Origin of the sequence: Micromonospora sp. BRA006-A, from assembly GCF_033433935.1 — a bacterium.
GTDB lineage: Bacteria > Actinomycetota > Actinomycetes > Mycobacteriales > Micromonosporaceae > Micromonospora > Micromonospora aurantiaca.
In genome coordinates, this window is sequence record NZ_JANCLW010000001.1 from 6,076,701 (window position 1) to 6,100,630 (window position 23,930).

Annotated in this window: 22 protein-coding genes; 5 read left to right on the forward strand and 17 right to left on the reverse strand. The window is 74.2% G+C overall.

Annotated elements, in window-relative coordinates; genetic code table 11:
* Positions 1-17 precede the first annotated feature (17 nt).
* From NMK34_RS27770 to NMK34_RS27795, 6 genes are all read right to left on the reverse strand, one after another.
* Positions 18-716 carry a helix-turn-helix transcriptional regulator gene (locus tag NMK34_RS27770; RefSeq protein ID WP_318335804.1) on the reverse strand — a complete coding sequence of 233 codons (699 nt, stop codon included), beginning with the start codon at positions 714-716 and terminating at the stop codon, positions 18-20.
* 482 nt (positions 717-1,198) lie between these two features.
* A complete protein-coding gene (gene hemB / locus NMK34_RS27775) occupies positions 1,199-2,182 on the reverse strand; it encodes a porphobilinogen synthase (RefSeq protein WP_318335805.1) in 984 nt (327 codons plus the stop codon).
* A 14-nt stretch (positions 2,183-2,196) separates the two neighbouring features.
* Positions 2,197-3,777 (reverse strand): uroporphyrinogen-III synthase, encoded by a 1,581-nt coding sequence (locus NMK34_RS27780; RefSeq protein WP_013475156.1) that lies wholly within the window; start codon positions 3,775-3,777, stop codon positions 2,197-2,199.
* Entirely contained in the window at positions 3,774-4,760 is a 987-nt protein-coding gene (gene hemC, locus NMK34_RS27785) for a hydroxymethylbilane synthase (protein WP_318335806.1), read from the reverse strand. The genes NMK34_RS27780 and hemC overlap by 4 nt, the downstream gene beginning before the upstream one ends.
* The gene (locus NMK34_RS27790; protein WP_318335807.1) at positions 4,757-6,130 is read right to left on the reverse strand and encodes a glutamyl-tRNA reductase; all 1,374 of its coding nucleotides are present in this window, start codon (positions 6,128-6,130) and stop codon (positions 4,757-4,759) included. The genes hemC and NMK34_RS27790 overlap by 4 nt, the downstream gene beginning before the upstream one ends.
* Complete coding sequence (locus tag NMK34_RS27795; protein ID WP_318335808.1) at positions 6,127-6,897, reverse strand: redox-sensing transcriptional repressor Rex; 771 nt, start codon at positions 6,895-6,897, stop codon at positions 6,127-6,129. The genes NMK34_RS27790 and NMK34_RS27795 overlap by 4 nt, the downstream gene beginning before the upstream one ends.
* 390 nt (positions 6,898-7,287) lie before the next feature.
* Between NMK34_RS27795 and NMK34_RS27800 the strand changes: the two genes are divergently transcribed.
* On the forward strand, positions 7,288-8,592 hold the full coding sequence (locus NMK34_RS27800; protein ID WP_318335809.1) for a sensor histidine kinase: 1,305 nt from the start codon (positions 7,288-7,290) through the stop codon (positions 8,590-8,592).
* Positions 8,593-8,693: 101 nt separating this feature from the next.
* Positions 8,694-9,350: a LuxR C-terminal-related transcriptional regulator gene (locus NMK34_RS27805; RefSeq protein ID WP_013288750.1), complete on the forward strand. Its 657-nt coding sequence runs from the start codon at positions 8,694-8,696 to the stop codon at positions 9,348-9,350.
* A 9-nt stretch (positions 9,351-9,359) separates the two neighbouring features.
* On the opposite strand, the gene NMK34_RS27810 is transcribed toward NMK34_RS27805, so the two are convergent.
* The 3 genes from NMK34_RS27810 to NMK34_RS27820 are packed head-to-tail and all read right to left on the reverse strand — an operon-like array spanning position 9,360 to position 11,946.
* Complete coding sequence (locus NMK34_RS27810) at positions 9,360-10,001, reverse strand: HAD family hydrolase (RefSeq protein ID WP_318336442.1); 642 nt, start codon at positions 9,999-10,001, stop codon at positions 9,360-9,362.
* Between the two features lie 24 nt (positions 10,002-10,025).
* The gene (locus tag NMK34_RS27815; RefSeq protein ID WP_013288752.1) at positions 10,026-10,280 is read right to left on the reverse strand and encodes a glutaredoxin family protein; all 255 of its coding nucleotides are present in this window, start codon (positions 10,278-10,280) and stop codon (positions 10,026-10,028) included.
* A complete protein-coding gene (locus NMK34_RS27820; RefSeq protein ID WP_318335810.1) occupies positions 10,270-11,946 on the reverse strand; it encodes an AMP-binding protein in 1,677 nt (558 codons plus the stop codon). Before NMK34_RS27820 ends, NMK34_RS27815 begins: the two co-directional genes overlap by 11 nt.
* Before the next feature lie 495 nt (positions 11,947-12,441).
* Between NMK34_RS27820 and NMK34_RS27825 the strand changes: the two genes are divergently transcribed.
* The 3 genes from NMK34_RS27825 (at position 12,442) to NMK34_RS27835 (ending at position 15,544) form a co-directional block, all read left to right on the forward strand.
* Entirely contained in the window at positions 12,442-13,413 is a 972-nt protein-coding gene (locus tag NMK34_RS27825; RefSeq protein ID WP_318335811.1) for an ECF subfamily RNA polymerase sigma factor, BldN family, read from the forward strand.
* Positions 13,414-13,696: 283 nt separating this feature from the next.
* Entirely contained in the window at positions 13,697-14,554 is an 858-nt protein-coding gene (locus NMK34_RS27830; RefSeq protein WP_318335812.1) for a DUF5667 domain-containing protein, read from the forward strand.
* Between the two features lie 111 nt (positions 14,555-14,665).
* Entirely contained in the window at positions 14,666-15,544 is an 879-nt protein-coding gene (locus NMK34_RS27835; protein ID WP_318335813.1) for an HAD-IB family hydrolase, read from the forward strand.
* Between the two features lie 6 nt (positions 15,545-15,550).
* Here NMK34_RS27835 and NMK34_RS27840 read toward each other — a convergent pair whose 3' ends face one another.
* The 8 genes from NMK34_RS27840 to NMK34_RS27875 all read right to left on the reverse strand — a co-directional run bounded on the left by NMK34_RS27840 (position 15,551) and on the right by NMK34_RS27875 (position 23,718).
* On the reverse strand, positions 15,551-16,408 hold the full coding sequence (locus tag NMK34_RS27840; RefSeq protein ID WP_318336443.1) for a lysophospholipid acyltransferase family protein: 858 nt from the start codon (positions 16,406-16,408) through the stop codon (positions 15,551-15,553).
* Positions 16,409-16,737: 329 nt separating this feature from the next.
* Complete coding sequence (locus tag NMK34_RS27845) at positions 16,738-17,811, reverse strand: NAD-dependent epimerase/dehydratase family protein (RefSeq protein ID WP_318335814.1); 1,074 nt, start codon at positions 17,809-17,811, stop codon at positions 16,738-16,740.
* A gap of 119 nt (positions 17,812-17,930) precedes the next feature.
* Positions 17,931-18,032, reverse strand: coding sequence for a 30S ribosomal protein bS22 (locus NMK34_RS27850; protein WP_007465623.1), 102 nt, complete (start codon positions 18,030-18,032; stop codon positions 17,931-17,933).
* A 221-nt stretch (positions 18,033-18,253) separates the two neighbouring features.
* Positions 18,254-18,463 carry a helix-turn-helix domain-containing protein gene (locus tag NMK34_RS27855; RefSeq protein ID WP_013288759.1) on the reverse strand — a complete coding sequence of 70 codons (210 nt, stop codon included), beginning with the start codon at positions 18,461-18,463 and terminating at the stop codon, positions 18,254-18,256.
* A 213-nt stretch (positions 18,464-18,676) separates the two neighbouring features.
* On the reverse strand, positions 18,677-19,861 hold the full coding sequence (locus NMK34_RS27860) for an ABC transporter permease (protein ID WP_013288760.1): 1,185 nt from the start codon (positions 19,859-19,861) through the stop codon (positions 18,677-18,679).
* Positions 19,858-20,712 carry an ABC transporter ATP-binding protein gene (locus NMK34_RS27865; RefSeq protein WP_318335815.1) on the reverse strand — a complete coding sequence of 285 codons (855 nt, stop codon included), beginning with the start codon at positions 20,710-20,712 and terminating at the stop codon, positions 19,858-19,860. Before NMK34_RS27865 ends, NMK34_RS27860 begins: the two co-directional genes overlap by 4 nt.
* The gene (locus tag NMK34_RS27870) at positions 20,709-22,106 is read right to left on the reverse strand and encodes an efflux RND transporter periplasmic adaptor subunit (RefSeq protein ID WP_318335816.1); all 1,398 of its coding nucleotides are present in this window, start codon (positions 22,104-22,106) and stop codon (positions 20,709-20,711) included. The genes NMK34_RS27865 and NMK34_RS27870 overlap by 4 nt, the downstream gene beginning before the upstream one ends.
* A 28-nt stretch (positions 22,107-22,134) precedes the next feature.
* Positions 22,135-23,718 carry a hypothetical protein gene (locus tag NMK34_RS27875; RefSeq protein ID WP_318335817.1) on the reverse strand — a complete coding sequence of 528 codons (1,584 nt, stop codon included), beginning with the start codon at positions 23,716-23,718 and terminating at the stop codon, positions 22,135-22,137.
* Between the last annotated feature and the right edge of the window lie 212 nt (positions 23,719-23,930).

A 23,930-nucleotide genomic window follows, 5' to 3' on the forward strand; every position in this document is an offset into this window, starting at 1 on the left:
GCGGCCCGTCGATCCCCTCATGGGCGGATCGGCGGGCCGCCGCGGAATCCGCACCGTTGCGGGTCGGGCGGAGGCGGCACGCTCCGGTACTTGGCCACCCGCACCTCCCACTGGCTGCGGCGGCGCAGCCAGTCCCGGACCTCCCGGTTGCGGTAGAACGTCTCCGGCGGGCGGGCCAGCCCGTACCGGTCGGCCCACCACTCCCCCGGCTCCGGGTCGGTGACGATGTCGAGGTGGGACGGGTACCGCCGTTCCGCGCCGTCGCGCAGGTCGGCCCGGTCACGCATCGGCTTGAGCACCCGGCCGGCCTCGTCGACGACCACGAGCCGGAAGCCGGCCGTGCCGATGATGCGCGACAGCATGGCCAGGCTCGGCGTCAGCGTCCCCGCCTCGATACGCCCGATCGTGCTCGGATGCACCCGGGCGAACCGGGACAGCTCACGTTGGCTGGCGTCGGCCCGGCGACGTACCGCCCGGACGATCCCCGGCGCCGGGAACGGCACGTCGAACGGCTCGGTGAGCAGCGCCGTCCCGCCGTCTGCCGCTGCCTCGGCGGGCACGCCGGATGCGGTGGGCACGCCGGATGCGGTGGGCACGCCGGGTGCGGCGCAGGCGCCCGTGCCCGTGCCCGCGGCGGTGGCGGTGCCGCTGTGGGCGCCCGTGGCGGTGCCGGCGGCGGCGCCCGCCTCCGGCTCGGTGTCGGCGATGTCTGTCACGCCGCCCACGGTCCCGTCTCCCGCACCGACCGGGCAACCCCGCTCCCCGCCCCTGTGGAAAACCCGGGATTCGGCGTCCGAGCCCGTTCGGCACCGGCCGTCGGCACACACAGAGGGTGACGCTCACTCAGCGTCAAGCGTCGCCGCCGAAGCGAGCGACCGACGCCATTACAAACGCGACTTAAGCGGACACAATCCTCGCGAGCGTCGAGGTAGGGATAACCACCTCGGCAGACTTTGCTCTGCAGCCACCGAGGCAGCGCTCACGATTCGTGACAGTTGCGCCCGTGGCTGCAGAGCAAAGTCGGCGAGGGGTGAAGTGTCCCGCCGGCCGAAAAGATACGCTGAGTGACCGCCTTGGGCTGTGGACAACGTGCGGCGACCACAACGAGGAGGGCGAAACCGGAGAACGGCGAGCCGAGCCCTGCCGCCGCACGTGGCAGCAGCAGACGGACCACGTCGGCCGAGCAGCGGTCAGTAGGTCAGTAGCGCTCGCGCAGCAACTGGGCGGCCTCGACGGCCCAGTAGGTGAGGATGATCTGGGCGCCGGCCCGGCGGATCGAGGTGAGCGTCTCCAGCATCACGCGCTCCCGGTCGATCCAGCCGTTCGCGGCGGCCGCCTCGACCATCGCGTACTCGCCGGAGACCTGGTACGCGGCGACCGGGACGTTCACCGCGTCCCGGACCGCCGACACCACGTCGAGGTAGGGCAGCGCCGGCTTGACCATCACTATGTCGGCGCCCTCGGCCACGTCCAGTTCGACCTCGCGCAGCGACTCGCGCAGGTTCGCCGGGTCCTGCTGGTAGGTGCGCCGGTCCCCCTCCAGCGCCGACTCCACCGCGTCGCGGAACGGGCCGTAGAAGGCGGAGGCGTACTTCACCGCGTACGCGAGCACCGACACGTCCTGGTGCCCGGCGGCGTCGAGCGCCTTGCGGACGACGCCGACCTGGCCGTCCATCATCCCGGACGGACCGACCACGTGGACCCCGGCGGCGGCCTGGGCCACCGCCATGTCGGCGTACGCGGCGAGCGTGGCGTCGTTGTCGACCCCGCCGTCCGGGGTGAGCAGGCCGCAGTGCCCGTGCGAGGTGAACTCGTCCAGGCACAGGTCGCTCATCACCACAGTCGCGTCGCCGACCTCGGCGATCACGTCCCGGATCGCCGTGTTGAGCACGCCGGCCGGGTCGATGCCGCCGGAGCCGGTCTCGTCCCGCGTCTCGGGCACCCCGAACAGCATGATCCCGCCGACCCCGGCCTGGACCGCCTCCGCGGCGGCCTTGCGCAGCGAGTCCCGGGAGTGCTGGAGCACCCCCGGGAGCGACGCGATCGCCCGCGGCTCGGTCAGCCCCTCCTTGACGAACATCGGCACGACCAGCTCGGCCGGGTCGACGCGGGTCTCGGAGACCAGCCGCCGCACGGCCGCGTTGCGGCGCAGCCGGCGGGGCCGGATCTCGGGGTACGGCATGACGGGCCCTCCTGTCAGCGGAACCGCAGGGCGGTCGGGCCCTGCACCTTCGAGCCCCGGCGCTGCTTCGCCGGCATGGCGGCGAGCTTCTCCCGCAGCTCGACGGCGTACGCGGCGAGCGCCTCCACCAGGTCGGGCACCGAGGCGTGCGGCGGCTGCACGTCGACGCGCAGGCCGAACTCGGTGGCGGTCTCCGCCGTCTTGGGCCCGATCACTGCAACGACGGTCCGGGCGTGCGGCTTCCCGGCGATACCGACGAGGTTCCGCACGGTGGACGACGAGGTGAACAGCACCGCGTCGAACCCGCCCGACTTGATCGCGTCGCGGATCTCGGCGGGCGGCGGGGCCGCGCGCACGGTCCGGTACGCGGTCACGTCGTCGACCTCCCAGCCGCGCTCGGTGAGGCCGGCGGCGAGGGTCTCGGTGGCGATGTCGGCGCGCGGCAGCAGCACCCGGCCCACCGGGTCGAGGATCTCGTCGTGCGGCGAGAACTCGGCCAGCAGGCCCTCGGAGGACTGTTCCCCGGACGGGATCAGCTCGGGCTGGATGCCGAAGGCGCGGACCGCCTCGGCGGTGGCGTCGCCGATGCAGGCGATCTTCACGCCGCCGAAGTGGCGGGCGTCGAGGCCGTGCTCGGCGAACTTCTCCCACACCGCGCGGACCGCGTTCACCGAGGTGAAGATCACCCAGGCGTACCGGCCGTCGACCAGGCCCTTCACGGCCCGCTCCATCTGCGCCGGGGTGCGCGGCGGCTCGACCGCGATGGTCGGCACCTCGCACGGGATCGCCCCGTACGCGCGCAGCCGGGCGCTCATCACGCCGGCCTGCTCCTTGGTGCGGGGCACCAGCACCTTCCAGCCGTACAGCGGGCGGTTCTCCCACCAGCTCAGCTTGTCGCGGTCGGTGACTGCGGCGCCGACGGTGAGCACCACCCGGCCGGTGAAGCCGAGCGCCGCCGCGACGAAGGAGTCGACTGTCGACGTGGTGGTGTACTGCGTCTCGCCGGTGCCGTCGCCGGTCACCCCGACCGCTGTGGTGCCGTCGACCCCGGCGGCCAGCAGGCCGTCCCGGACGGCGGCCAGGTCACCGGCGTCCACGGCGAGCGCCAGCGAACCCCGCCCGACGGCGGTGGCGAGCGCCTCGAAGTCCAGCGCGGTGACGTCCTCGACGTCGGCGGCGGTGCGTACGCCCGGAAGCGGGACACCCGCGTACGTGGCCACGCCCTCGGCCTGGCCGACGCCCGGGACCACCTCGAAGTGCGCGGCGGTACGCGCGACCGCCTGCACCTCCTTGACCACCGAGTCGTGGCCGAACGGGTCACCGGCGACCAGGTGCACGGCGTTCTGCCCGGACCGGGCCGCGGAGATCAGCACCTTCGCCACGTCCCCCGGCACGCCCTCGGCGGGGCTGAACTCGGCGTCCGGCCGGGCCTGGGCGCGGACGTGCGCCAGGAGCGACTCGGGTACGCCCCGGTCGTAGACCACCTGGTCGGCCTCGACCAGGGCGTCCAGCGCCCGGCGGGTCAGCAGGCCCGGGTCGCCGGGTCCGGCCCCGACGAATGCGATCTGGCCTACGGGCTTACGGGTGCGGGTCATTCTGTGCTCCCAAGTTGCTGGGTCCCCGGGCCGGCCTGTGCGTCCTGGCCGAGGATCGAGTCGGCGCCGAGTTCGAGGAGTTCGGCGGCGAGTGCCTTGCCGATCTCCGCCGCGTCGGCGGGCGTTCCGGTGCGGGACAGCCGGAGGTCACGCGAACCGTCCGGGCTGATCACCGCACCGCGCAGGTAGATCTCCTGATTGACGTCGCCCTCGTCGGTGGGCTCGCCTTCGGCGAGGACGGCGTACGCGGCCACGGGTGCGCTGCACCCTGCCTCCAGGGTGGCCAGCAGCGCCCGTTCCGCGGTGATCGCGGCACGGGACGGTGCGTGGTCGAGCAGCGCGAGCAGCTCGATCACGTCCTGGTCGTCGGCCCGGCACTCGACGGCCAGCGCACCCTGAGCGGGCGCGGGCAGCATGAGCATCGGGTCGAGCGTCTCGGTGATGACGTCGGCACGGCCGATCCGGTTGAGCCCGGCGCGGGCGAGCACGACGGCGTCGAGGTCGGCGTCCGGGCCCAGCACCCGGCCGAGCCGGGTGTCGATGTTGCCCCGGATCGGGGTGACCTCCAACTGCATGCCCAGCGCGTGCAGCTGGGCGATCCGGCGCAGCGCGCCGGTGCCGACGAGGGCGCCGGGCGGCAACTCGGCGAGCGTACGGCCGTTCGTCGCCACCAGCGCGTCACGCGGATCCTGCCGGGGCGGTACGGCCGCGACGTGCAGGCCGGGCGCCGCCGCGGTGGGCAGGTCCTTGTACGAGTGGACGGCGAAGTCGATCTCGCGGGCGGTCAGCGCGTCGCGCAGCGCGGACACGAACACGCCGACGCCGAGCCGCTGCACCGGGGCGGTGGACCTGTCGCCGGCGGTCACCACCTCGACCAGCTCGACCGGGCGGCCGGTGGCCGCGGTGAGGGCCTCGGCGACGTGGCCGGACTGGGCCATCGCCAGGGCGCTGCCCCGGGTACCGAGGCGAAGGGGGGCGGTCATCGCGCACCTCCGGTGGGCGGGACGTCGGCGGCGTCGAACGACGGCCGGCCGTCGAGGTCGGTGGCGACCACGTCGGGGACGGTGTCGACCGGGGACGTCTGCGGGACGTCCAGGTCGAACAGTTCGCGCAGCAGCGCCGCGTACTGGTCACCGCCGGGCTCGGCGGCGAGCTGGCGGACCCGCACGGTCGGCTGGTGCAGCAGGCGCTGCACGACCCGGTGCACGGTGCGGGCGACCTCGGCGCGCTGGTCGTCGCTGAGGTCGGGGCGGCGCTGGCCGAGCCGGCGCAGCTCGGCGCTGACGACGTCCTCGGCCCGGCCGCGCAGGGCGGCCACCGTCGGCGCGACGTCGGCACCGCGCAGCCAGCTCAGGAACGCCTCGACCTCGCCGGTGACGATCCGGGCCACCTCGGCGGCGTCGGCGGCGGCCGGCCCGTCGGCGAGGACGGCGGCCATCCGGTCTATGTCGATCACCTCGACGCCGGGCAGCTCGGCGACGCCGGGCTCGACGTCGCGCGGGACGGCCAGGTCCAGCAGGACCAGCGGGCCGCGGCCGGCGTCCCGGCGGGCCAGCGCCCGGGTCACCACGTCGCGGGTGAGCACCGGCTCGGTGGCGGCGGTGGCGGCGACCACGACGTCGACGGCGGCGAGCGCGGTGATCAGCTCGGCCATCGGTACGGCGGACGCGCCGTACGACTCGGCGAGCCGGACGGCACGGGCGGTGCCCCGGTTGGTCACGGTGAGCGGGCCGGCACCCAGCCGGGACAGCGTGGCCACGCCCAGCGAACCCATCGCGCCGGCGCCGACCACCATGGCGGGCCGGCCGGCCAGGTCGCCGTCGAGCAGCTCGGCGGCGAGGTCGAGGGCCGCGGTGACGACGCTCTGCCCGGCCCGGTCGATGTCGGTCTCGGCGTGCGCGCGCTTGCCGACCCGCAGCGCCTGCTGCATCAACTCGTGCAGCAGCCGGCCGGCGGAGTCGGCGCCACCGGCGGAATGGTAGGCGTCGCGGAGCTGGCCGAGGATCTGCGCCTCGCCCACCACCATCGAGTCCAGCCCGGCGGCCACCCGGAAGACGTGGTCCACGGCGGCGGCGTCGTAGTGCACGTAGAGGTGCGGGGCGAGCGCCGCGGGCTGGCAGCCGGCCTGGTCGGCCAGGACCGCGCAGATGTCGCCGAGTCCGCCGTGGAACCCGGAGACGGCGGCGTAGACCTCCACCCGGTTGCAGGTGGAGACCAGGACGGCCTCGGCGACGTACGGCTGGGCGATCAGGCGGTCCAGCGTGCGGGTGAGGTCGGCGGGCGGGACGGCCAGCTGTTCCAGGGTGGCGACCGGGGCGGTGCGGTAGGACGCGCCGACGACGAGCAGTTTCACGTGCCGATCGCCTCCTGGGTGTCGGTTGCCGCGAGTCCGCCGGGCAGGGCGGTGAGGGCGGACCCGCCGGTGGCGGGGAGCGCGGTCAGCGATGCCTTGCGGTGCTCGTGGAAGGACAGGATCTGCAGCTCGATGGCGAGGTCGACCTTGCGCACGTCGACCCCGTCCGGAACCGAGAGTACGCAGGGCGCGAAGTTGAGGATGCTCGTCACGCCGACGGCGACCAACTGGTCGGCGACCGCCTGGGCGGCCGGGGCGGGCGTGGCGATGACGCCGATCGAGATCGACTCCTCGGTGACGATCCGGGGCAGGTCGTCGACGTGCTGGACGACCAGGCCGTTGATCTCCTCGCCGACGCGGGACCGGTCGGCGTCGACGAGTGCGGCGATGCGGAATCCGCGGTTGGCGAAGCCGTCGTAGCCGGCCAGGGCGTGACCGAGATTACCCACGCCGACGAGCGCGACGGCGCGGCACTGGGTGAGCCCGAGCACGGAGGAGATCTGGTCGACGAGCAGCGCGACGTCGTAGCCGACGCCCCGGGTGCCGTACGAGCCGAGGTGGGACAGGTCCTTGCGGAGCTTCGCGGAGTTGACGCCGGCGGCGTTCGCCAGGCCCTCGCTGGACACCGTCTCGTGCCCGGCGTCGGCGAGCGCGTGCAGCGCACGCAGGTATTCCGGGAGCCGGGACACGGTCGCCTCGGGCAGGTCCGGAAGTGCCGGTACGGCACCGGTGCGACCGGGCGCGCCTGGTTGACGGTGCTGGCTCATGAGACTCCGTGCGGTGCGATCCTCGACCAGCGACGGGGGCCGGTCGTTTCGGGACTCCCGCTGGCGACCGAGATTGCCGGCTGTGCTAGCAGGGCGCGTCGGAACTACAGAGTAGGTGTTTGTGAAGGGGTGCACAAATCGCGATCTTGAAAGCTCGCGACGCGCCTTCACCTGCCCCTCCATTCCCGCAAGATCGATCAACCGCAGCTCTTGGCGGCGCGTGGCGATTATTGCTCAATCCAGACTTCCCTGACCAATCGCGCGGGGCCCGTTGCGCTCCGTGACCGGCGTGGCGAGGCGAGTCTCACGTTTTCGAGTAGGGAGAACCCCACCCCGAAGAGGCCAGCGTGCGGGATGGGTGGGCGGGGCACGCGCCCATAGCCTCGAATCATGACCGCCGCACCACTGGCCACCGCGCCCACTCCGCTGTCCCCCGTCCACGGGCTCCTGCGCCGCCTCGCCCGCGACACCACCTACGTGCTCGTGGGCTTCCCGCTGGCGATCGTCAGCTTCGTGCTCGCCGTGGTGGGGATCGCACTCAGCGCCGGGCTGCTGGTGACCACGCTCGGCCTGCCGATCCTGGCCGGCTTCCTCTACGCGGCCCGGGGACTGGCCGACATCGAGCGGCTCCGGCTCGCCGGGGTGCTGGACCGGCCCCGGGTACGCCCGGTCTACCGCACGCCCGAGCCGGGCGCCGGGTTCTGGCGCCGCGTGTTCACCCCGATCCGGGACGCGCAGTCGTGGCTGGACCTGCTGCACGCGTTCGTCCGGCTGCTCGTGGCGGTGCCCACGTTCGTGCTGCTCGTGGTCTGGTGGGTGCTGGCGCTGGGCGGCACGCTCTACATCACCTACGACTGGGCCATCCCGCGCGGCCCGGGCGAGCAGAACCTGAGCCAGCTCCTCGGGATGGGCGACGGCGCGGGCGCGCGGATCGTCCTGAACACCGCGATCGGACTGTTCGCCCTGTTCACGCTTCCGCTGGTGGCGCGCGGCTGCGCCCGGCTCCAGGCCGGGCTGGCGTACTCGCTGCTCACCGGCGTGGCCGAGATGCGGCAGCGGATCATCACGCTGGAGGAGCAGAAGCGGGCCGCCGCCTCGGCCGAGGCGGTCGCGCTGCGCCGGCTGGAGCGTGACATCCACGACGGCCCGCAGCAGCGGCTGGTCCGGCTCGCCATGGACCTCGGCCGGGCCCGTCACCAGCTGGCCGCCGACCCGGAGGCGGCCCGGCAGACGCTCGACGAGGCGGTCGCGCAGACCCGGGAGACGCTGGACGAGCTGCGCGCCCTGTCCCGGGGCATCGCGCCGCCGATCCTGGTCGACAGGGGCCTGCCCAGCGCGCTCGCCGCACTCGCCGCCCGCGCGCTCGTACCCACCGAGCTGGCCGTGGACGACGACCTGGGCACCGCCGCCGGACGGCTCGACCCGGGGCTGGAGAGCACCGCGTACTTCGTGGTGGCCGAAGCCCTGACGAACGTCTCGAAGCACAGCCGGGCGAACACCTGCCGGGTGGAGGTCACCCGGAAGGTGGGCCGGCTGGAGATCACCGTCACCGACGACGGCGCGGGCGGCGCGCACCTGGCCAAGGGCCACGGTCTCAGCGGCATCGCCGACCGGGTCCGGGCGGCGGGCGGCACGCTGGAGGTGGACAGCCCGGCCGGCGGCCCGACCCGGATCCACGCCGAACTGCCGAGGTGACCCGGACCACCGGGCGCCGGGCCGCCGCGCGGTGACGCGGCGCGCCCGGCATCCGGACCGCCGGCCCGGCACCGGGTCCGGGCGTGATAGACACCGGACCCATGCGGGTGGTGATCGCGGACGACGCCGTGCTGCTCCGGGAGGGGCTGGTCCGGCTGCTGACCGAGTACGGGCACGAGGTGGTGGCGGCCGTCGGTGACGGGGACGCGCTGGTCGAGGCGGTGGTGGCGCACCGGCCCGACGTCTCGGTGGTGGACGTGCGGATGCCGCCGTCACACACCGACGAGGGACTGCGCGCCTCGGTGGAGGCCCGCCGCCGGGTGCCCGGTACGCCGATCCTGGTGCTGTCCCAGTACGTCGAGGTGTCGTACGCCGACGACCTGCTGGACACCGCGGGCGGGGGCGGCGGCGGGATCGGTTACCTGCTCAAGGACCGGGTCGCCGCGATCGACGAGTTCCTCGACGGCCTGGCCCGGGTGGCGGCCGGCGGCACCGTGCTCGACCCGGAGGTGATCAGCCAGTTGCTGGTCCGGCGGCGGCGCGACGACCCGCTGGCGTCGCTGACCCCGCGCGAGCGCGAGGTGCTGGCGCTGATGGCCGAGGGCCGCTCGAACACCGCCATCGCGCGGACGCTCGTGGTCAGCGACGGCGCGGTGGAGAAGCACGTCCGCAACATCTTCACCAAGCTGGACCTGCCCCCTGATGCGACCACCCATCACCGTCGCGTCCTGGCCGTCCTGGCCCACCTGCGCGCCTGACCGGGCCGGTCAGGACAGCGTGCGGGCCAGCGTCACCGCCTCGGTGAGCGTGTCGGCGGCCGGGTGGCCGCTGCCGCGCAGGCGGTCCGGGTCGGACAGGCCACCGGTGTAGAGGACGCAGCGGGCGCCGACCGAGGCGGCCGCGTCGGCGTCGTCGAGCGAGTCGCCGATCAGCACCACCTCGTGCCCGCCCAGCCCCAGCTCGGCCAGGTGCTTCTCCAGCCACTCGGCCTTGTGCCCGCCGCCGACCGTGGCGCGCAGCCCGTCCACGCGGCGGAAGTGCGGGGTCAGCCCGTACGTGTGCACTGTCGGCACCAGCTCGTCGTGGAACCACATCGACAGCAGCGACTGGCTGCCGTCCCAGGACTCGATCGCCGTGGTGGCGTCGGCGGCCAGGGCGCAGGTGGTCAGCCCGGCCCGGTAGGCGTCGTGGAAGACCCGGTCGAGCGCACCGAACGCCTCGGCGTCCACGGCCCGGCCGAGCATCTCGGCGTAGTAGTCGGCGATCGGCCGCCGGAACCGCACCCGGTGCTCGGCGGCGGTGACCGCCGGTCCGCCGGCGCTGGCGAACGCGACGTTCGTGGCCTGGACCACCAGGTCGAGGTCGTCGAGGAGCGTTCCGTTCCAGTCCCACACGAGGTGGCGTCGCATACCCGTCACCCGAGCACCATAGTGCTAGAGCTGCGGCGTGGTCAGATCGCGCAGCAGCCGGTCCTCCTCGACCCGCCAGTAGCCGTGCTCCTTGCCGTCGAGCAGCACCACCGGCAGCCGGTCGCCGTAGTCGCGCTCCATCTCCAGGTCGCCGGTGACGTCCCGCTCCACCCAGCGGTCGCCGGTGACCGCCACCACCCGGTCGAGCGCGGCCTTCGCGTCGTCGCACAGGTGGCAGCCGGGCCGGGTGATCAGGATGAGCCTCGGGTCACTGGACATCGGATACCTCCGTGCGGTTCTCGGTCGGCGTCGCCGGGGACGGCACCGCGGGCGCCGGGCGCAGCTCGGTCTTGCGTACCTTCCCGATCGCCGAGTACGGCAGGCTGTCGACGAACTCGACGGCGGTCGGGCACTTGAACCGGGCCAGGTTACGCGCGCAGTGGGCGAGCAGGTCGTCCGCCGTCACCGGCGGGCCGGCCGCCCGGACCACGTACGCCCGCACAGTCTCGCCGGTTCGCGGGTGCGGCACGCCGAGGACTGCCGACTCGGCCACGCCGGGGTGGGCCCGCAGCACCAGCTCCACCTCGTGCGGGTAGACGTTGAAGCCGTTTACCAGGATCAGCTCGCCGAGCCGGTCGACCAGGAACAGGTCGCCGTCGCCGTCGGCGTACGCCACGTCACCTGTGGCCCACCAGCCGTCCGGGTCCGGCCCGCCCCGCCCGTCCGGCCAGTAACCGGCGAACAGGTTCTCCCCGCGTACCACGATCTGCCCGGGGTCGGTGCCCGCCGCCTCGTCGGAGAGGTCCATCTCGTCCTCGTCGGGGGCGTCGGCGGGCACCCCGTCGCGCCACAGCTCGGTGCCGTCGGACCCGACCAGGCGCAGCCCGACGCCGGGCAGCGGGCGGCCGATCGACCCCGGTTTCGGCTCGCCGCCGACGAGCGTCGAGGTGAGCACCGGTGCGGTCTCGGTGAGCCCGTAGCCGACGTGCACCGGATGCCCGGTCAGCTCGGTGAAGCGCGCGCCGGCCGCGAGCGGCAGCGGTGCCGCGCCGCACACCGCGACGCGTACCGAGGCGAGCGCCGCGGCCGGGTCACGCTCCGCCTCGGCCCAGGTCAGGAACATCGACGGTACGCCGACGAGCACTGTGACCCGGTGCCGGGCGATGTCGTCCAGCGCACCGGCCGGGCCGGGCTCGTCGACGAGCACCCCGGTCGCGCCGTGCCGCACGACGGCGCCGAGCGCGGAGTTCAGCCCGTACGCGTGGAACAGCGGAAGGGCGAGCAGCACGACGTCGTCGGGGCCGACCACGGGTGGTTCGATGCGGTCGACCTGATCGTGGTTGGCGGCGAGCGCCCGGTGCGGCAGCATCGCGCCCTTGGGCCGGCCCTCGGTGCCGGAGGTGTAGAGCAGGACGGCGAGGTCGTCGCCGGAGCGGGCCGGGAACCGGGCCGGGACGTCGTCGCCGGCCACCGGCGGCGCGGTGTGCACGGCACGCAGCGCGGGCAGTTCGGCCGGGTCCACGCGGCCGGTCACCTCGGGCGCGCCGATCAGCACGGCGGCGCCGGAGTCGGCGAGGACGTGCCGCAGCTCGCGGGCGGTCAGCGTGGGGTTGACAGGTACGGCCACCAGGCCGGCTCGGAGCGCGGCGAGGTAGGTGACCACGAAGTTGGGCGTGTTGCCGAACGCGATCGCCACCCGGGGCGGGTGGCCGGTTCCGTCGGCCGGTGGCCTGTCGGCGAGCAGCGCGCGGGCGGTGGCGGTGACCGCATCGTCCAGCTCGGACCAGGTCAGCGTCCGGTCGCGCCAGTGCAGCGCGGCCCGGTCGCCCCGCTGCGCGGCGGCGTGGCGGAGCCGGTCGGCGAGGTTCGGCGCGGAGCTTTCAGCGGCGTCCTGCACGGTGGCTGAGTCTGGCACAGCGGTGTCCGACAGGCCATGCCCGAACACGGCGCCGGGTCCGCCGCACGGGACTGCAATTGCCGTACGGTGGGATTCCTAGCCACGGGATGAGGATCTCCACCGGTGCCCGGGCGGACAGCCGGAAGCGACCCGGCCGCACCGCTCCCGCGACACGCCGAGCGAAGAGAAAATCGGCTCCGACCAGGACTTTCCACTGCGGACCAGGTTCCGGCGCGAAAGTCAACCACACGCGACGGACAACCGGTCCGCCATGTGTGCGACCTGGCGGGAAATACTTCCGCTCTGTGTAACGGACTTGCCACGCGTGGGTGACGTTGGCCCTATCATCACTCGGGTCGGCTCACCCCATTTGCCGTGAGTCGACACCCCTCAGCCCGAGGAGGCCCCCGTGCCCGTGAGCGCATTGGACCAGCACCTCAAGGGGATCTGCCGCCCGTCGGCACGTCCCGACCCGGCCGTGCCCGACCGGGTGTTACCCGGTCCTCCGGCGCGGTCATTGTCCGCCAAGCCTGGGGAGGCGCGGTGACCACCTTCGGTTACGCCGAACGACCGGCCGGCGTCACCGGCCCGGCCCAGCGCAACCCGCTCAACGAGCGCGCGGACCCCGGCCCGCGGAGCGCCGACGGCCAGCTCGCGGTACGCGGTGACGGGCGGCGCGTACGCAGCCGCGCGCACCACACGAACGAGGCACCGCCACGCACCGCGACCCCGGGCGGCAACGCGAAGCCCGCGACCGGCCGCCTGGGCAGCCCGGCCCGCCCGACGATGCCGGCCCAGGCGCGACGCGGCGACGCGGCGACCGGGACCGAGCCGTCCGCCGCCGAGACCGCGATCCTGCCGGCGGTGACCACCGGTGACACCGCGGTCCTGCCCGCCGTACCGGCCGCCGCGCCCGCCACCGGCTTCCCCAGCCGCCCCGACCCGTCCGACCCGGCCACCGAGGTGTGGACGCTTGTCGAGCGCGCGCAGGCGGGCGAGTCCGAGGCGTTCGGGCTGATCTACGACAGGTACGTCGACACCGTCTTCCGGTTCGTCTACTTCCGCGTCGGCAACCGCCAGCTCGCCGAGGACCTCACCTCCGACACGTTCCTGCGGGCACTCAAGCGGATCGGCAGCTTCACCTGGCAGGGACGCGACCTCGGCGCCTGGCTGGTCACCATCGCCCGCAACCTGGTCGCCGACCACTTCAAGTCCGGGCGCTACCGGCTGGAGGTCACCACCGGTGACGTCCTGGACGCCGACCGGGAGGACCGCGGGCCCGAGGGCAGCCCCGAGGCCGCGGTGGTGGAACACATCACGAACGTCGCCCTCCTCACCGCCGTCAAGCAGCTCAACCCGGAGCAGCAGGAGTGCATCGTGCTGCGGTTCCTCCAGGGCTTCTCGGTGGCCGAGACGGCCCGCGCCATGGGTAAGAACGAGGGCGCCATCAAGGCTCTGCAGTACCGGGCCGTCCGGGCGCTGGCCCGGCTGCTGCCCGACGGCTTCCACTCCTGATCGGTCCGACCCGGCCGGCGCACGCTCGCCGGGCGGTGTCGCATGCCCGACGTACCCCACCCCGCCCCTCACTCCCGGTGATTTCGCCGCCGCCCCAGCCGTAACCGGCGACCGGCGCGGTCCGTTTCTCCGGGTGCGACCAGTGGTTGTCCCGGCGTCCCCCGGGCCACCCGGTCCGGCGGGTCAGGTCGGCCGTCCCGGTCGGCCCTGGGCCACACGCTGCCACCGGTCGCTGGTGACGACGACGGCCGCCCGGCCGTGACCAGCGAGAGGGGGTGCCGCGGTGGACAGCGACCTCTTCTCCCGTCGGCGAGCCGAGCGCTTCGCGCAACTCCTCGACGAGGCAAACGGCGGACGCCGGCACCACGTCCGGTCCAAGGCGGACGGTGAACTCACCGCGCTCGTCGAGGTGAGCCGCCGGATCACCGCCGAGCGGCCCGACGTCGAGGTGGACGCCGAGTTCCGTACCGGCCTGCGGGCGATGCTCGTGGCCACCGCCGAACGTGAGGGCGTCGGCGCTCCGGACAAGACCGGCACCTCCGGCGTACGCGGCGCGCTGCTCCCCGCCATCACCGGCCGCCGGGCGCGGGCCCGGGGCGCGATCCTGGTCGGCGTGGCCGCCGGGGCGATCGCCCTCTCCGGCATCTCCGCCGCCAGCGAGAACGCGCTGCCCGGTGACGCCCTGTACGGCATGAAGCGCTCCACCGAACGCGCCCAGCTCGCGCTCGCCAGCTCGGACATCAGCCGCGGGCAGCTCTTCCTCGACTTCGCCCGTACCCGCCTCGACGAGGCCGCCTCGGTGCGCGACGACCGGCTCGGCTTCAGCGCCGTCCTGGACGACATGGACGCGGACACCCGCCAGGGCGTACGCCTGCTGACCACCGTCGCCGCGCAGCGCTCCGACCCGGCGGCGCTGGACGCGGTGGACACCTTCCTCGCCGGCCAGCGCCGGGTGGTCAGCGGCCTGCTCGACCGGCCCGACCACGCCGACCGGGAGCGCACCCGGCGCTCGCTGTCCCTGCTCGACGCGGCCGGCAAGCGCGCCGACGCGCTCCGCGAGGCGATCGCCTGCGGGCTGCCCGCGCCGCAGGCCAGCGACATGCTCGGGCCCGCGCCGTCCACGTGCCCGGCCGCCCGCTGAGCGGTCGACGCCTACCGCGCCACACTTCTCCCGGCGGACACCCGGCCGTCACACCGTGCCGGATACGCTCGACTCGGAGCACGTACGCGTCGTCGAGGCAGGGAGGTCGCCGTGGCCGGGAGCCGGAAGGTGACCGTCAGCACCGACGCGCACGGGCACACCGCGGGCTGGTCGGAGACCCCCTCGGCGCCGGCGACCACAGTCACGCCCGACCCCACCGCCGCCGCGTTCTTCGACGTCGACAACACGATGATGCAGGGCGCGTCGATCTACTGGTTCGCCCGCGGGCTGGCCGCCCGGAAGTACTTCACCACCGGCGACCTGGCCCGGTTCGCCTGGCAGCAGGCACGGTTCCGGCTGCTCGCCACCGAGCACGCGGGCGACATGTCGCAGGCCAAGGAGGCCGCGCTGGCCTTCGTTCAGGGCTGGCGGGTCGACGACATGGAACGCCTCGCCGACGAGATCTTCGACGAGCTGATGGCGCCGCGCATCTGGGCCGGCACCCGTCGCCTGGCGCAGCGTCACCTCGACGCGGGCGAGCGGGTCTGGCTGGTCAGCGCCGCACCGGTGGAGATCGGCCGGGTGATCGCGACCCGGCTCGGCCTGACCGGCGCGATCGGCACGGTGGCCGAGGTGGTCGACGGCGCGTACACCGGGCGGCTGGTCGGTGACCTGATGCACGGGCCGGCGAAGGCCGAGGCGGTCACCCAGCTCGCCGCCGTGGAGGGGCTGGACCTGGCCCGGTGCGCCGCCTACAGCGACTCGGCGAACGACCTGCCGATGCTCTGCGCGGTCGGCCGGGCGGTGGCCGTCAACCCCGATCCGGCGCTGCTGCGGCAGGCCCGCGAGCGGGGCTGGGACGTGCGCGACTTCCGCACCGGGCGGCGGGCCGTACGCATCGCCGTGCCCTCCACCGCGGCGGCCGGGCTGCTCGCCGGCGCGGTCACCGCCGGCCTGGCGCTGCACCGGCGCCGCCACCGCGAGGCCTGAACCGGCTCAGGGGCCGAACGGGTCCGGCCGGCGTTCGAGCAGCTTGTGCAGCGTCTGCTGGATCGTCTCCCGCACCTGGTCGGCGAGGTTGAACACCACCAGCGGATCATCAGCCGCGTCACGCAGGTGGGCGGTCGGGATCGGCGGGCAGAACTCGATCAGCCACTTGCTCGGCAGCGGCACCATGCCCAGCGGCCCCAGCCAGGGAAACGTCGGCGTGACCGGGAAGTACGGCAGTTTGAGCAGCCGGGCCAGAGGCTTGATGTCGGCGAGCATCGGATAGATCTCCTCGCCGCCGACGATCGCGACCGGCACGATCGGCGTCCCGGTACGCAGCGCGGCGGAGACGAACCCGCCCCGCCCGAAGCGCTGGAGCTTGTAGCGGTCGGCGTAGAGCTTGCCGACGCCCTTGAAGCCCTCCGGGAACACGCCCACCAGTTCCCCGTTGCCGAGCAGCCGCTCCGCGTCCGGGTTGCAGGCGACGGTGCCGCCGGTCTTGCGGGCGATCTCGGAGACGACGGGCATCCGGAAGACCAGGTCGGCGCCGAGCAGCCGCAGGTAGCGGTGCGCCGGGTGCCGGTCGTGCAGCACGGTGGAGAGGATCAGCGCGTCGAGCGCCACGGTGCCGGAGTGGTTGCCGACGACGAGACCGGCGCCCTCGTCCGGTACGTGCTCGATGCCGCTGACCTCGGTGCGGAACCAGTCCCGGTAGAGCAGCCGGACCAGCGGGTGGACCACCGCGTCGGTCAGGTCGGGGTCGAAGCCGAACTCGTCGACCTCGTAGTCACCGGCGAGCCGCCGCCGCAGGAACGCCAGCCCTTGGGCCACCTTGCGGTCCCAGTGGTCCCCCGGCCGGTCGGCCACCGCCGGACCGTTCGGCGTCTCACCGGCCGGCTCGCTCCCGGCCGTCGGCTCAGCCACTGCCTTCTTCGCCACCGCCTTCTTGGCGACGGCCTTCTTGGCGACGGCCTTCTTGGCGACCGTCTTCTTCGCCGGCTGGTGCGGCGTGGCCGGGCCCGGAACGCCCGCGCCCGGCTCGTCGGCGGAGGTGTCCGGCTCGTCCGGCGGCGCCGCCGGGCGGGCGGACGGCGCGGTCACCCGGCGGTGCCCGTTGCGCCGCGCCGGCTCCGCGCCCGGATCCGGCACACCCAGCGGTACGTCGAAGCGCCCGTCACGCCGCTCGTCGGGGCTGCTCACGAACGCTCCCGTACGGTCGAGCGGACCTGCCTGATGCTCTCCAGCACCAACTGCTCGGCGGCGGCGAGCTGATCGCGGGTGACCACGACGCCGCCGTGGTGGGCGCGGATGAAGTCCTCGAACGCGGCGGCGGTCGAGCGGGGCGTGAAGCCGTACTCCCGCTCCAGTCGGCTGGTGTCCACCACCCGACCGTGCACGAAGAGGTCCACCTGATCCAAGCCGTACCGGCCGAAGCCCAGACTGCGGGCGATCGCGGCCACCCCGGCCAGGCCCGGTTCCAGCACCGGCACCGCCACCCGGCCGGCCCGGCGGATCGCCTGCGACAGCGACAGCACCCCCGGCCCGGCGACGTTGTACGTGCCCGGGTGGTCCTCGGCGACGGACCGGTGCAGCACCTCCAGCGCGTCGTCGAAGTGCACGAACTGCAGGCGCGGATCACGGCCGAAGACGGTGGGCACCACGGGCTGGGAGAAGTAGCGGGTGAGCGTGGTGTCGGCGGCGTACCCGATGAACGGGGCGAAGCGCAGCACCGTCGCGGTGACGTCGGGCCTACGGCGGCGGAACCCGCGGACGTACCCCTCGATGTCGAGGATGTCGCGGCCGAAACCGCCGCGCGGCACCTCGCGCGGCTCGGTCTCCTCGGTGAAGACGGCCGGATCGCGGAACGACACCCCGTACGCGGCGGTGGACGAGCGGACCACGAGCTTGCGCAGCCGGGGCGCGCGTTGCGCGGCGGCGAGCAGCTGCATGGTGCCGATGACGTTCTGTTCCTTCATCCCCGCCCGGCCGCCCTGCTGCGGGTCGGGGGCGGTGACGAGCGCCAGGTGCACCACGGTGTCGACGTCGAGGTCGTGCAGGAGGCCGCCGAGCGAGTCGAGGTCCAGGCGGATGCGTTCGACGTCGGAGAGCAGGTCGGTCAGCTCGGGGTTGGGCGGTGCCGGGTCGACCCCGATGACGCGTTCGATCCGCTCGTCGGTGGCGAGCCGGGCGGCCACGTGGGCGCCGAGCCAGCGGCCGACCCCGGTGACGACGACGACCCCCGGGGCACCGGAGGTGTCACCGGGGGTCATGTCGTGCGCCTAGCGCGGCAGGCGGGATCGAGCCGGGACGTCCGCGGCCTGATCACCTGAGCCTCCGAGGGTCGACAGTTGGCAAGTGGTGCCGGTGCCGGGCTGCTGCCCGGCCCCGGTCACTTGCCGAGACGGCGACGCTGGACGCGGGTCTTGCGCAGCAGCTTGCGGTGCTTCTTCTTAGCCATGCGCTTGCGGCGCTTCTTGACCACCGAGCCCATACGACAGCCTTTCGATGCAACGTGCGGGGCGGACCGGACGGCACCACCACGGGTGGCGCCGTGACCGCTTGCGGACAACGGACCGGACCAGCGTGGTGGGCAGGGCACACCAGAGAGCGGTCACGGTCGTGGCCCAGCCTAACCGGAGTGCGTCAGCAGGACCAACGCGCCCCCGTCGATGCCCCTTTTCGTCGCACTCGGCGGACCGGTGCGCCGAGGGCTCAGGCGGACTCCTGGAAGGCGCCCCGGAGGTATTCGTGCACGGCGTGCTCGGGCACCCGGAACGACCGGCCGACCCGTACCGCGGTCAGCTCACCGCTGTGCACGAGGCGGTAGACGGTCATCTTGGAGACCCGCATGACCGTCGCCACCTCGGCGACGGTCAGGAACCTGACATCCGACAGCCGTGCGTCGGACTGCGACCCGGCCATGGCTCACCGACCCATTCCCGTGCCCGGCGCGTGTCACCGGGCAGGTGTTCCCGCCTCGACGAGCGACGCGCGTGTAACCAGTACGGTAGCGGGACGGCTGTGACCTGCGCGATCCCTTCCACCCTTTGATCATGGCGGGACAGCCGTTCACCCGATGTCCACCAGGGCTTTTTCGCCCGGACGGGTGTCTCGTCCGATCCGGGCGACCGCCGTCTACTCGGCGCGCAGCGCCACCACCGGGTCGAGCCGTCCGGCCCGCTGCGCCGGCACCACGCCGAAGACGATGCCGACCGCCGCGGAGACGCCGAACGCCAGCGCCAGTGACCACCACGTGATCGCCGCCGGGATCGGCGAGAACGCGTCCACGAGCAGCGCGGTGCCCACGCCCAGCGCCATCCCGGTCAGGCCGCCCACCGAGGTGAGCAGCACCGCCTCCAGCAGGAACTGCACGCCGATGTCGCGAGGGCGGGCGCCGACCGCCTTGCGCAGGCCGATCTCGCGGGTCCGCTCGCGTACCGAGACGAGCATGATGTTGGAGACGCCGACGCCGCCGACAAGCAGCGAGATGCCCGCGATGGCGGCCAGTACGCCGGTGAGCACGCCAAGGATGTCGCCGAGCACGCCGAGGATCTGCCGTTGGGTGACGGCGCTGAACTCGGTGTCCGGGTGCCGGCGGGACAGCTCCGCGACGATCCGGTCACCGAGTTCGTCGATCCGCTCCCGGTCCGGCGCCTTCACCGCGATGCCGTCGATGCGCTGGGTGCCCCACAGCCGTTGCGCCGCCGTCACCGGTACGTGCACCTCGTCGTCCCGGTCCACGCCGAGGCTCTGCCCGAGCGGGGCGAAGACGCCGATCACCCGGAACCGGACGCCGGCCAGCGTGACCTGCTGGCCGAGCGGGTCACGGTCGGGGAAGAGCGCCCGGGCCACCGAGTCGCCGAGCACCGCCACCCGGCGGCTGGTGTCCACGTCCGCCCCGGTGAGGTAGCGGCCCCGCGACAGCGACCTGGTGAACACCGACGGGGTGGTCTCCAGGACGCCCTGCACGGTGGTGAAGTCGGACCGGTTGCCGGCCCGGGCGGTCGCGCCGGAGGCCACCGTGACGGCGACCCGGCCGGGGTCGCCGACCACCCGGGAGACCGCGTCCGCGTCGCTGAGGTCCAGCGGCGAGACCACAGGCGCGTTGCCCACCTCGATCCGGCCCGGCACCACCAGCAGCAGGTTCGAGCCGAGCCCTTCGACCTGCTGCTCGACCTGCTGTTTCGTGCCGGTGCCGATGGCCACCAGGATCACCACCGAGGCCACCCCGATGATCACCCCGAGCATGGTCAGCAGGCTGCGCATCCGGTTGGCCCGCAGCGCGTCCGACGCCACCCGCCACGCCTCGGCCAGCCTCATCCGGCGTCGCCCCCGCCTCGCGGAAGGCGCCCGGTGGCCCCGGTGGCGCCACCGGGGCCACCGGGCGGGTGCCCCGGGCCGCTTCCGGACGCGGACCGGGGCTCCGCGCTGGGAGCGGGGTCCAGTGTCGCAGGTACGCCGGAGCCGTCCGACGGCGGTCGATCATGAAGGCTGTCGGACCGGATGAGTCCGTCCCGTACCGCGATGCGCCGGTGTGCCCGGGCGGCCACCTCCTGGTCGTGGGTCACCATCACCAGCGCCACCCCGGACTCGGCGTTCAACTGCTCCAGCAGTTCCAGCACCGCCTCGCCGGTGGCGCTGTCCAGGTTGCCGGTCGGCTCGTCGGCGAGCAGCACCGCCGGTTCGGTCACAAGCGCCCGGGCGATCGCCACCCGCTGCTGCTCGCCGCCGGAGAGCTGGTTGGGCCGGTGGTGCAGCCGGTGGCCGAGCCCGACCCGGCCCAGCATCGCCGCCGCCCGCTCCCGCCGCTGCCGCGCCCCGACACCCCGGTAGACGAGCGGCAACGCCACGTTGTCCACTGCCGACGTACGGGCCAGCAGGTGGAACGCCTGGAACACGAAGCCGATGGTCTCGTTGCGCAGCGTCGCCAGCTCCGGCGCGGTCATCGTGGTCACGTCCCGCCCGCCGATCACCAGCCGGCCGCCGCTGGGCCGGTCCAGCCCGCCGAGCAGGTGCATGAGCGTCGACTTGCCCGAGCCGGACGGGCCGATCACCGCCACGTACTCGCCCTGGTCGATGGTGAGCGACACCCCGCGCAGCGCGGACACCGAGACGCCGTCCAGCTCGTACGTGCGCCAGACGTCGACCGCCTCGACCGCCGGTACGGTCACCGCAGTTCCTGGCCGTCGCGCACCTGGTCGGCGCCGCGCACCACCACCCGGTCACCGGCCCGTACGCCGTCGACGATCTGCACCAGGTCCTGCCCCTGCACGCCCACCGTCACCGGCACCCGGTCGGCCCGGCCGTCGCGCAGCACCCAGACCGCGTCCCGCCCGTCGGTGGAGAACACCGCCGACGCCGGCACCGCCACCGCGTCGGCGGCCTCCCGCACCCGCAGCCGCACCACCGCGTTCATGCCCGGCCGGGGCGCCGGGGCCGTCTCGGCCTCACCCATCCGTCCGGCACCGAGGTCGAGCCGGACCCGGTAGGTGACGCCGCCCCGCGCCGAGCTGGTCGGCAGCACGTCCACCGACCGCACCGTGGCGTCGTACGTCGCGCCGGTCACCGCGTCCAGCTCCACCGACGCGGGCACCCCGGCCCGGACCAGCAGCACGTCGGTCTCGTCCACCTCGGCGAGCAGGCCGAGCCGGCCGATGTCCACCACAGTGAGTACCGGCGTGCCGGCGGTGACCCGGCCACCGGCCGGGATCGCGTCGTCCACCCCCGGAGGCGGGCCGCCCTGACCGCCACCACTCAGCGCCGACGGGTCGAGACCGGGCACCCCGGCGCCACCCGCCGCACCGAGCAGCCCGGCCAGGTCGGCCGGTGCCGCCGACCGGGTGCCGCCCGGCTGCACCACACCGGCGATCGGTGCGCGCAACGTCAGCGCGTCCACTGTCGCCTTCGCCAGGTCGTACGCCTGCTGGGCCTGGAGTCGTTGCGCGGCCGACAGCGCGCCGACGGCGCTGTTCAGGCCGGCGACGCCGCGCTGCACCTGGGCCACGGCCCGGTCGGCGGCGCGGGCGGCCGACTCGTACTGCCGCTGTGCCGACTGGACCTGGAGCAGCAGCGCGGCGCGTACCCGCGGGTCGCCGACCTTGCCGGCGGCAGCGCGGGCGGCGGCGAACGCCTCGTCGGCGGCCCGGTCCGTGCCGCGCCGGCTGCCGTCCAGGTCGCCGGTGCCGGTGCCCCGCCCGGCCCGCTTCGCCGCGCGCAACGCGTCCCGCGCCTTCGCCAGGCGGTCCCGGGCCGACGGCGAGTCGATCACCGCGAGTACCTGCCCCCGGGTCACCCGCTGCCCCGGCTGGACCCGCAGGCGGGCGAGCGTGCCGTCGGCGGGTGCGGTGAGCGTGGCGGCGGCCCGCGCGGTGACTGTGGCCGGGGCGTCGATCACCTCGCTCACCGGCGCGCGGCCCACCTCGGCGACTGTCACCGCAGGGGCGTCGTCGCCGCAGGACGCGGCGGTCGTGCCGGTCAGCGCGACGACGGCGAGCACCGCGGTGACGAGACGGGGGCGGCGGGCCGCGGGCAGCCGCGGCGAGGGAGTGCGGGCCACCCGGCCCATGCTACGACCCGTCGACAGGTGTCGACGTTCAGCCGACGACGGCCCGCACGTAGGCCACGCAGTCGTCGTGCAGCATCGACCACGTGTCGCCGAACACCTCGTCGGCGGCCTGCTCCGGGGTCCGGCCCTGGTGCACCACGGCCCAGTAGAAGTCCAGCATCCGCTGCTCGCCGTACCTGTCGACCAGATGGCGTACGGCCAGGTAGCCGACGCCGTACGCGCCGCCGACCCGGTCGTCGCTCGCGTCGTCGGCCGGCGCCACCTCGTCCAGCCGCCCGGACCAGCCGCCGCGCAGCAGGTCCCGCACCTCGGTCAGGCCGTCGTAGCGGTGCACGGGCTGGCCGTCGGCACCGGCGTACTCGGCCAGCCCCTCCACCAGCCACCAGTCCGCGCGGTCGGCGTAGCCCCGGTCGGGCAGCGAGGCGGCGTGGGTCAGCTCGTGCCGGAGCAGGTCGTCGAGGCCGGCCGGGGTGACGATCTGGGCGTTCAGCACGACGTCGTGACGCCCGCCGCCGACACCCACGGCGTAACCGGCCGTCCACTTCGGCCGCCCGCCGCCGTACCAGCGCTGCCACTCCCCCTTCCCGGCGTAGTAGACGAGATACCGGTCCGGCGGCCGGCCGCCGATCGCGTACCGGTCCGCGGCCCGGGCCGCGGTCTCCGCCTGGGCGAGCAGGCCGGGCAGCTTGCGCCGCTGGGCCGCCGTGGTGGCCACCACCACCCGCTTGCCGACCGTCACGACCAGGTCGTTCGTTTGCCACGGCCGTACACCGGCCGGGTCCGCCTCGGACGGTTCCAGCGCGGTCAGCCGGGGTTCCTCCCCCGCCAGCCGCCAACGCGCGCCCAGCTCCACAGTGCTCGGCGCACAGTCCGGCACCACGAAGCAGTAGCCCACAGTCACCGTATGCCGCCACTCCCCCGGCCGCCCCTCGACGGCCTCCGGCACCCCGTCGGCCGTCGGCCGCCACACGGTGACCCGCAGCGCCCGCAGTGCCGCGTACCGGCGGCTCAGCGCCGGCCGGGCCGCCGGCTCGGCGACCGCGAGGAAGCCGGTCCGGTCCGCGCCGACCAGCGCGACGGCCTGCCGGTCCAGCAGCGCGAGCATCCGCTCGCCGAGCCGCCGCTGCGCCGCCGTGCCCGGGTCGTCCCTCGCGGCCGGCCGCCCGGCCGCGTCGGGCGCCGGCTCCCGCAGGAGTACGCCGGGCACCGCGCCCGCCACCAGGCCGAGCGCGAGTCCGAGCGCGGTCCAGAGCAGCCACCGCCGCCGTTGCCGCACCGTCCGCGTCCGCGCCGGGTCCGGCTGCGCCAGGGGTACGGGGTACGGCAACGACGCCGCGTCCGGTACGGATGCCGGTGCCGGTGCCGGTGCCGGTGCGATGGTGTCGACGGCGGCGGGAGTGGCGGCGTTCTCGGCGCGGGTGTCGTCAGCGCGGGCGTCGGCGGCAGCGCTGAGGTTGGCAGCGCTCGCGTCGGCGTCGGCGCTGACGTCGGTGGCGCTCGTGTCGGCGGTGCTCGTGTCGGCGGTGCTCGCCTTGCCGGTGGCGTCGACGGTGGGGCGAGGCTCGTCGCTGTCCGCCGTCCGGCCGGGAGGCTGCTCGTCGCCGTCGGTCACCGGCGAAGGGTACGACCAATCGGGCGTTCCGGGAAAGAGTCCCGCCGTGTTCCGCCTCGCCCCGAGATCTTGGTACGAAAGCGCCCTAATAGGGGCCGGTCCGTACCAAGATCTCTCAGTGAGCGTTTGAGAAGTGGTGGGGTTGGGCGGCGTGTCGTGTTGGAGGTGAGGGAAGGCCCTCGGTAGGTCCGGTGGTGTCGAGCCAACCGTTT

Excerpts from the sequence above, each read along its gene's own strand:
- NMK34_RS27780 (WP_013475156.1), bottom strand. The coding sequence starts at position 3,777 with ATGACCCGCACCCGTAAGCCCGTAGGCCAGATCGCATTCGTCGGGGCC.
- NMK34_RS27850 (WP_007465623.1), bottom strand. The coding sequence starts at position 18,032 with ATGGGCTCGGTGGTCAAGAAGCGCCGCAAGCGCATGGCTAAGAAGAAG.
- hemB (WP_318335805.1), bottom strand. The coding sequence starts at position 2,182 with ATGCCGTACCCCGAGATCCGGCCCCGCCGGCTGCGCCGCAACGCGGCC.
- NMK34_RS27855 (WP_013288759.1), bottom strand. The coding sequence starts at position 18,463 with ATGGCCGGGTCGCAGTCCGACGCACGGCTGTCGGATGTCAGGTTCCTG.
- NMK34_RS27795 (WP_318335808.1), bottom strand. The coding sequence starts at position 6,897 with ATGAGCCAGCACCGTCAACCAGGCGCGCCCGGTCGCACCGGTGCCGTA.
- NMK34_RS27870 (WP_318335816.1), bottom strand. The coding sequence starts at position 22,106 with ATGGGCCGGGTGGCCCGCACTCCCTCGCCGCGGCTGCCCGCGGCCCGC.
- NMK34_RS27860 (WP_013288760.1), bottom strand. The coding sequence starts at position 19,861 with ATGAGGCTGGCCGAGGCGTGGCGGGTGGCGTCGGACGCGCTGCGGGCC.
- hemC (WP_318335806.1), bottom strand. The coding sequence starts at position 4,760 with ATGACCGCCCCCCTTCGCCTCGGTACCCGGGGCAGCGCCCTGGCGATG.
- NMK34_RS27845 (WP_318335814.1), bottom strand. The coding sequence starts at position 17,811 with ATGACCCCCGGTGACACCTCCGGTGCCCCGGGGGTCGTCGTCGTCACC.
- NMK34_RS27800 (WP_318335809.1), top strand. The coding sequence starts at position 7,288 with ATGACCGCCGCACCACTGGCCACCGCGCCCACTCCGCTGTCCCCCGTC.
- NMK34_RS27815 (WP_013288752.1), bottom strand. The coding sequence starts at position 10,280 with ATGTCCAGTGACCCGAGGCTCATCCTGATCACCCGGCCCGGCTGCCAC.
- NMK34_RS27810 (WP_318336442.1), bottom strand. The coding sequence starts at position 10,001 with ATGCGACGCCACCTCGTGTGGGACTGGAACGGAACGCTCCTCGACGAC.
- NMK34_RS27805 (WP_013288750.1), top strand. The coding sequence starts at position 8,694 with ATGCGGGTGGTGATCGCGGACGACGCCGTGCTGCTCCGGGAGGGGCTG.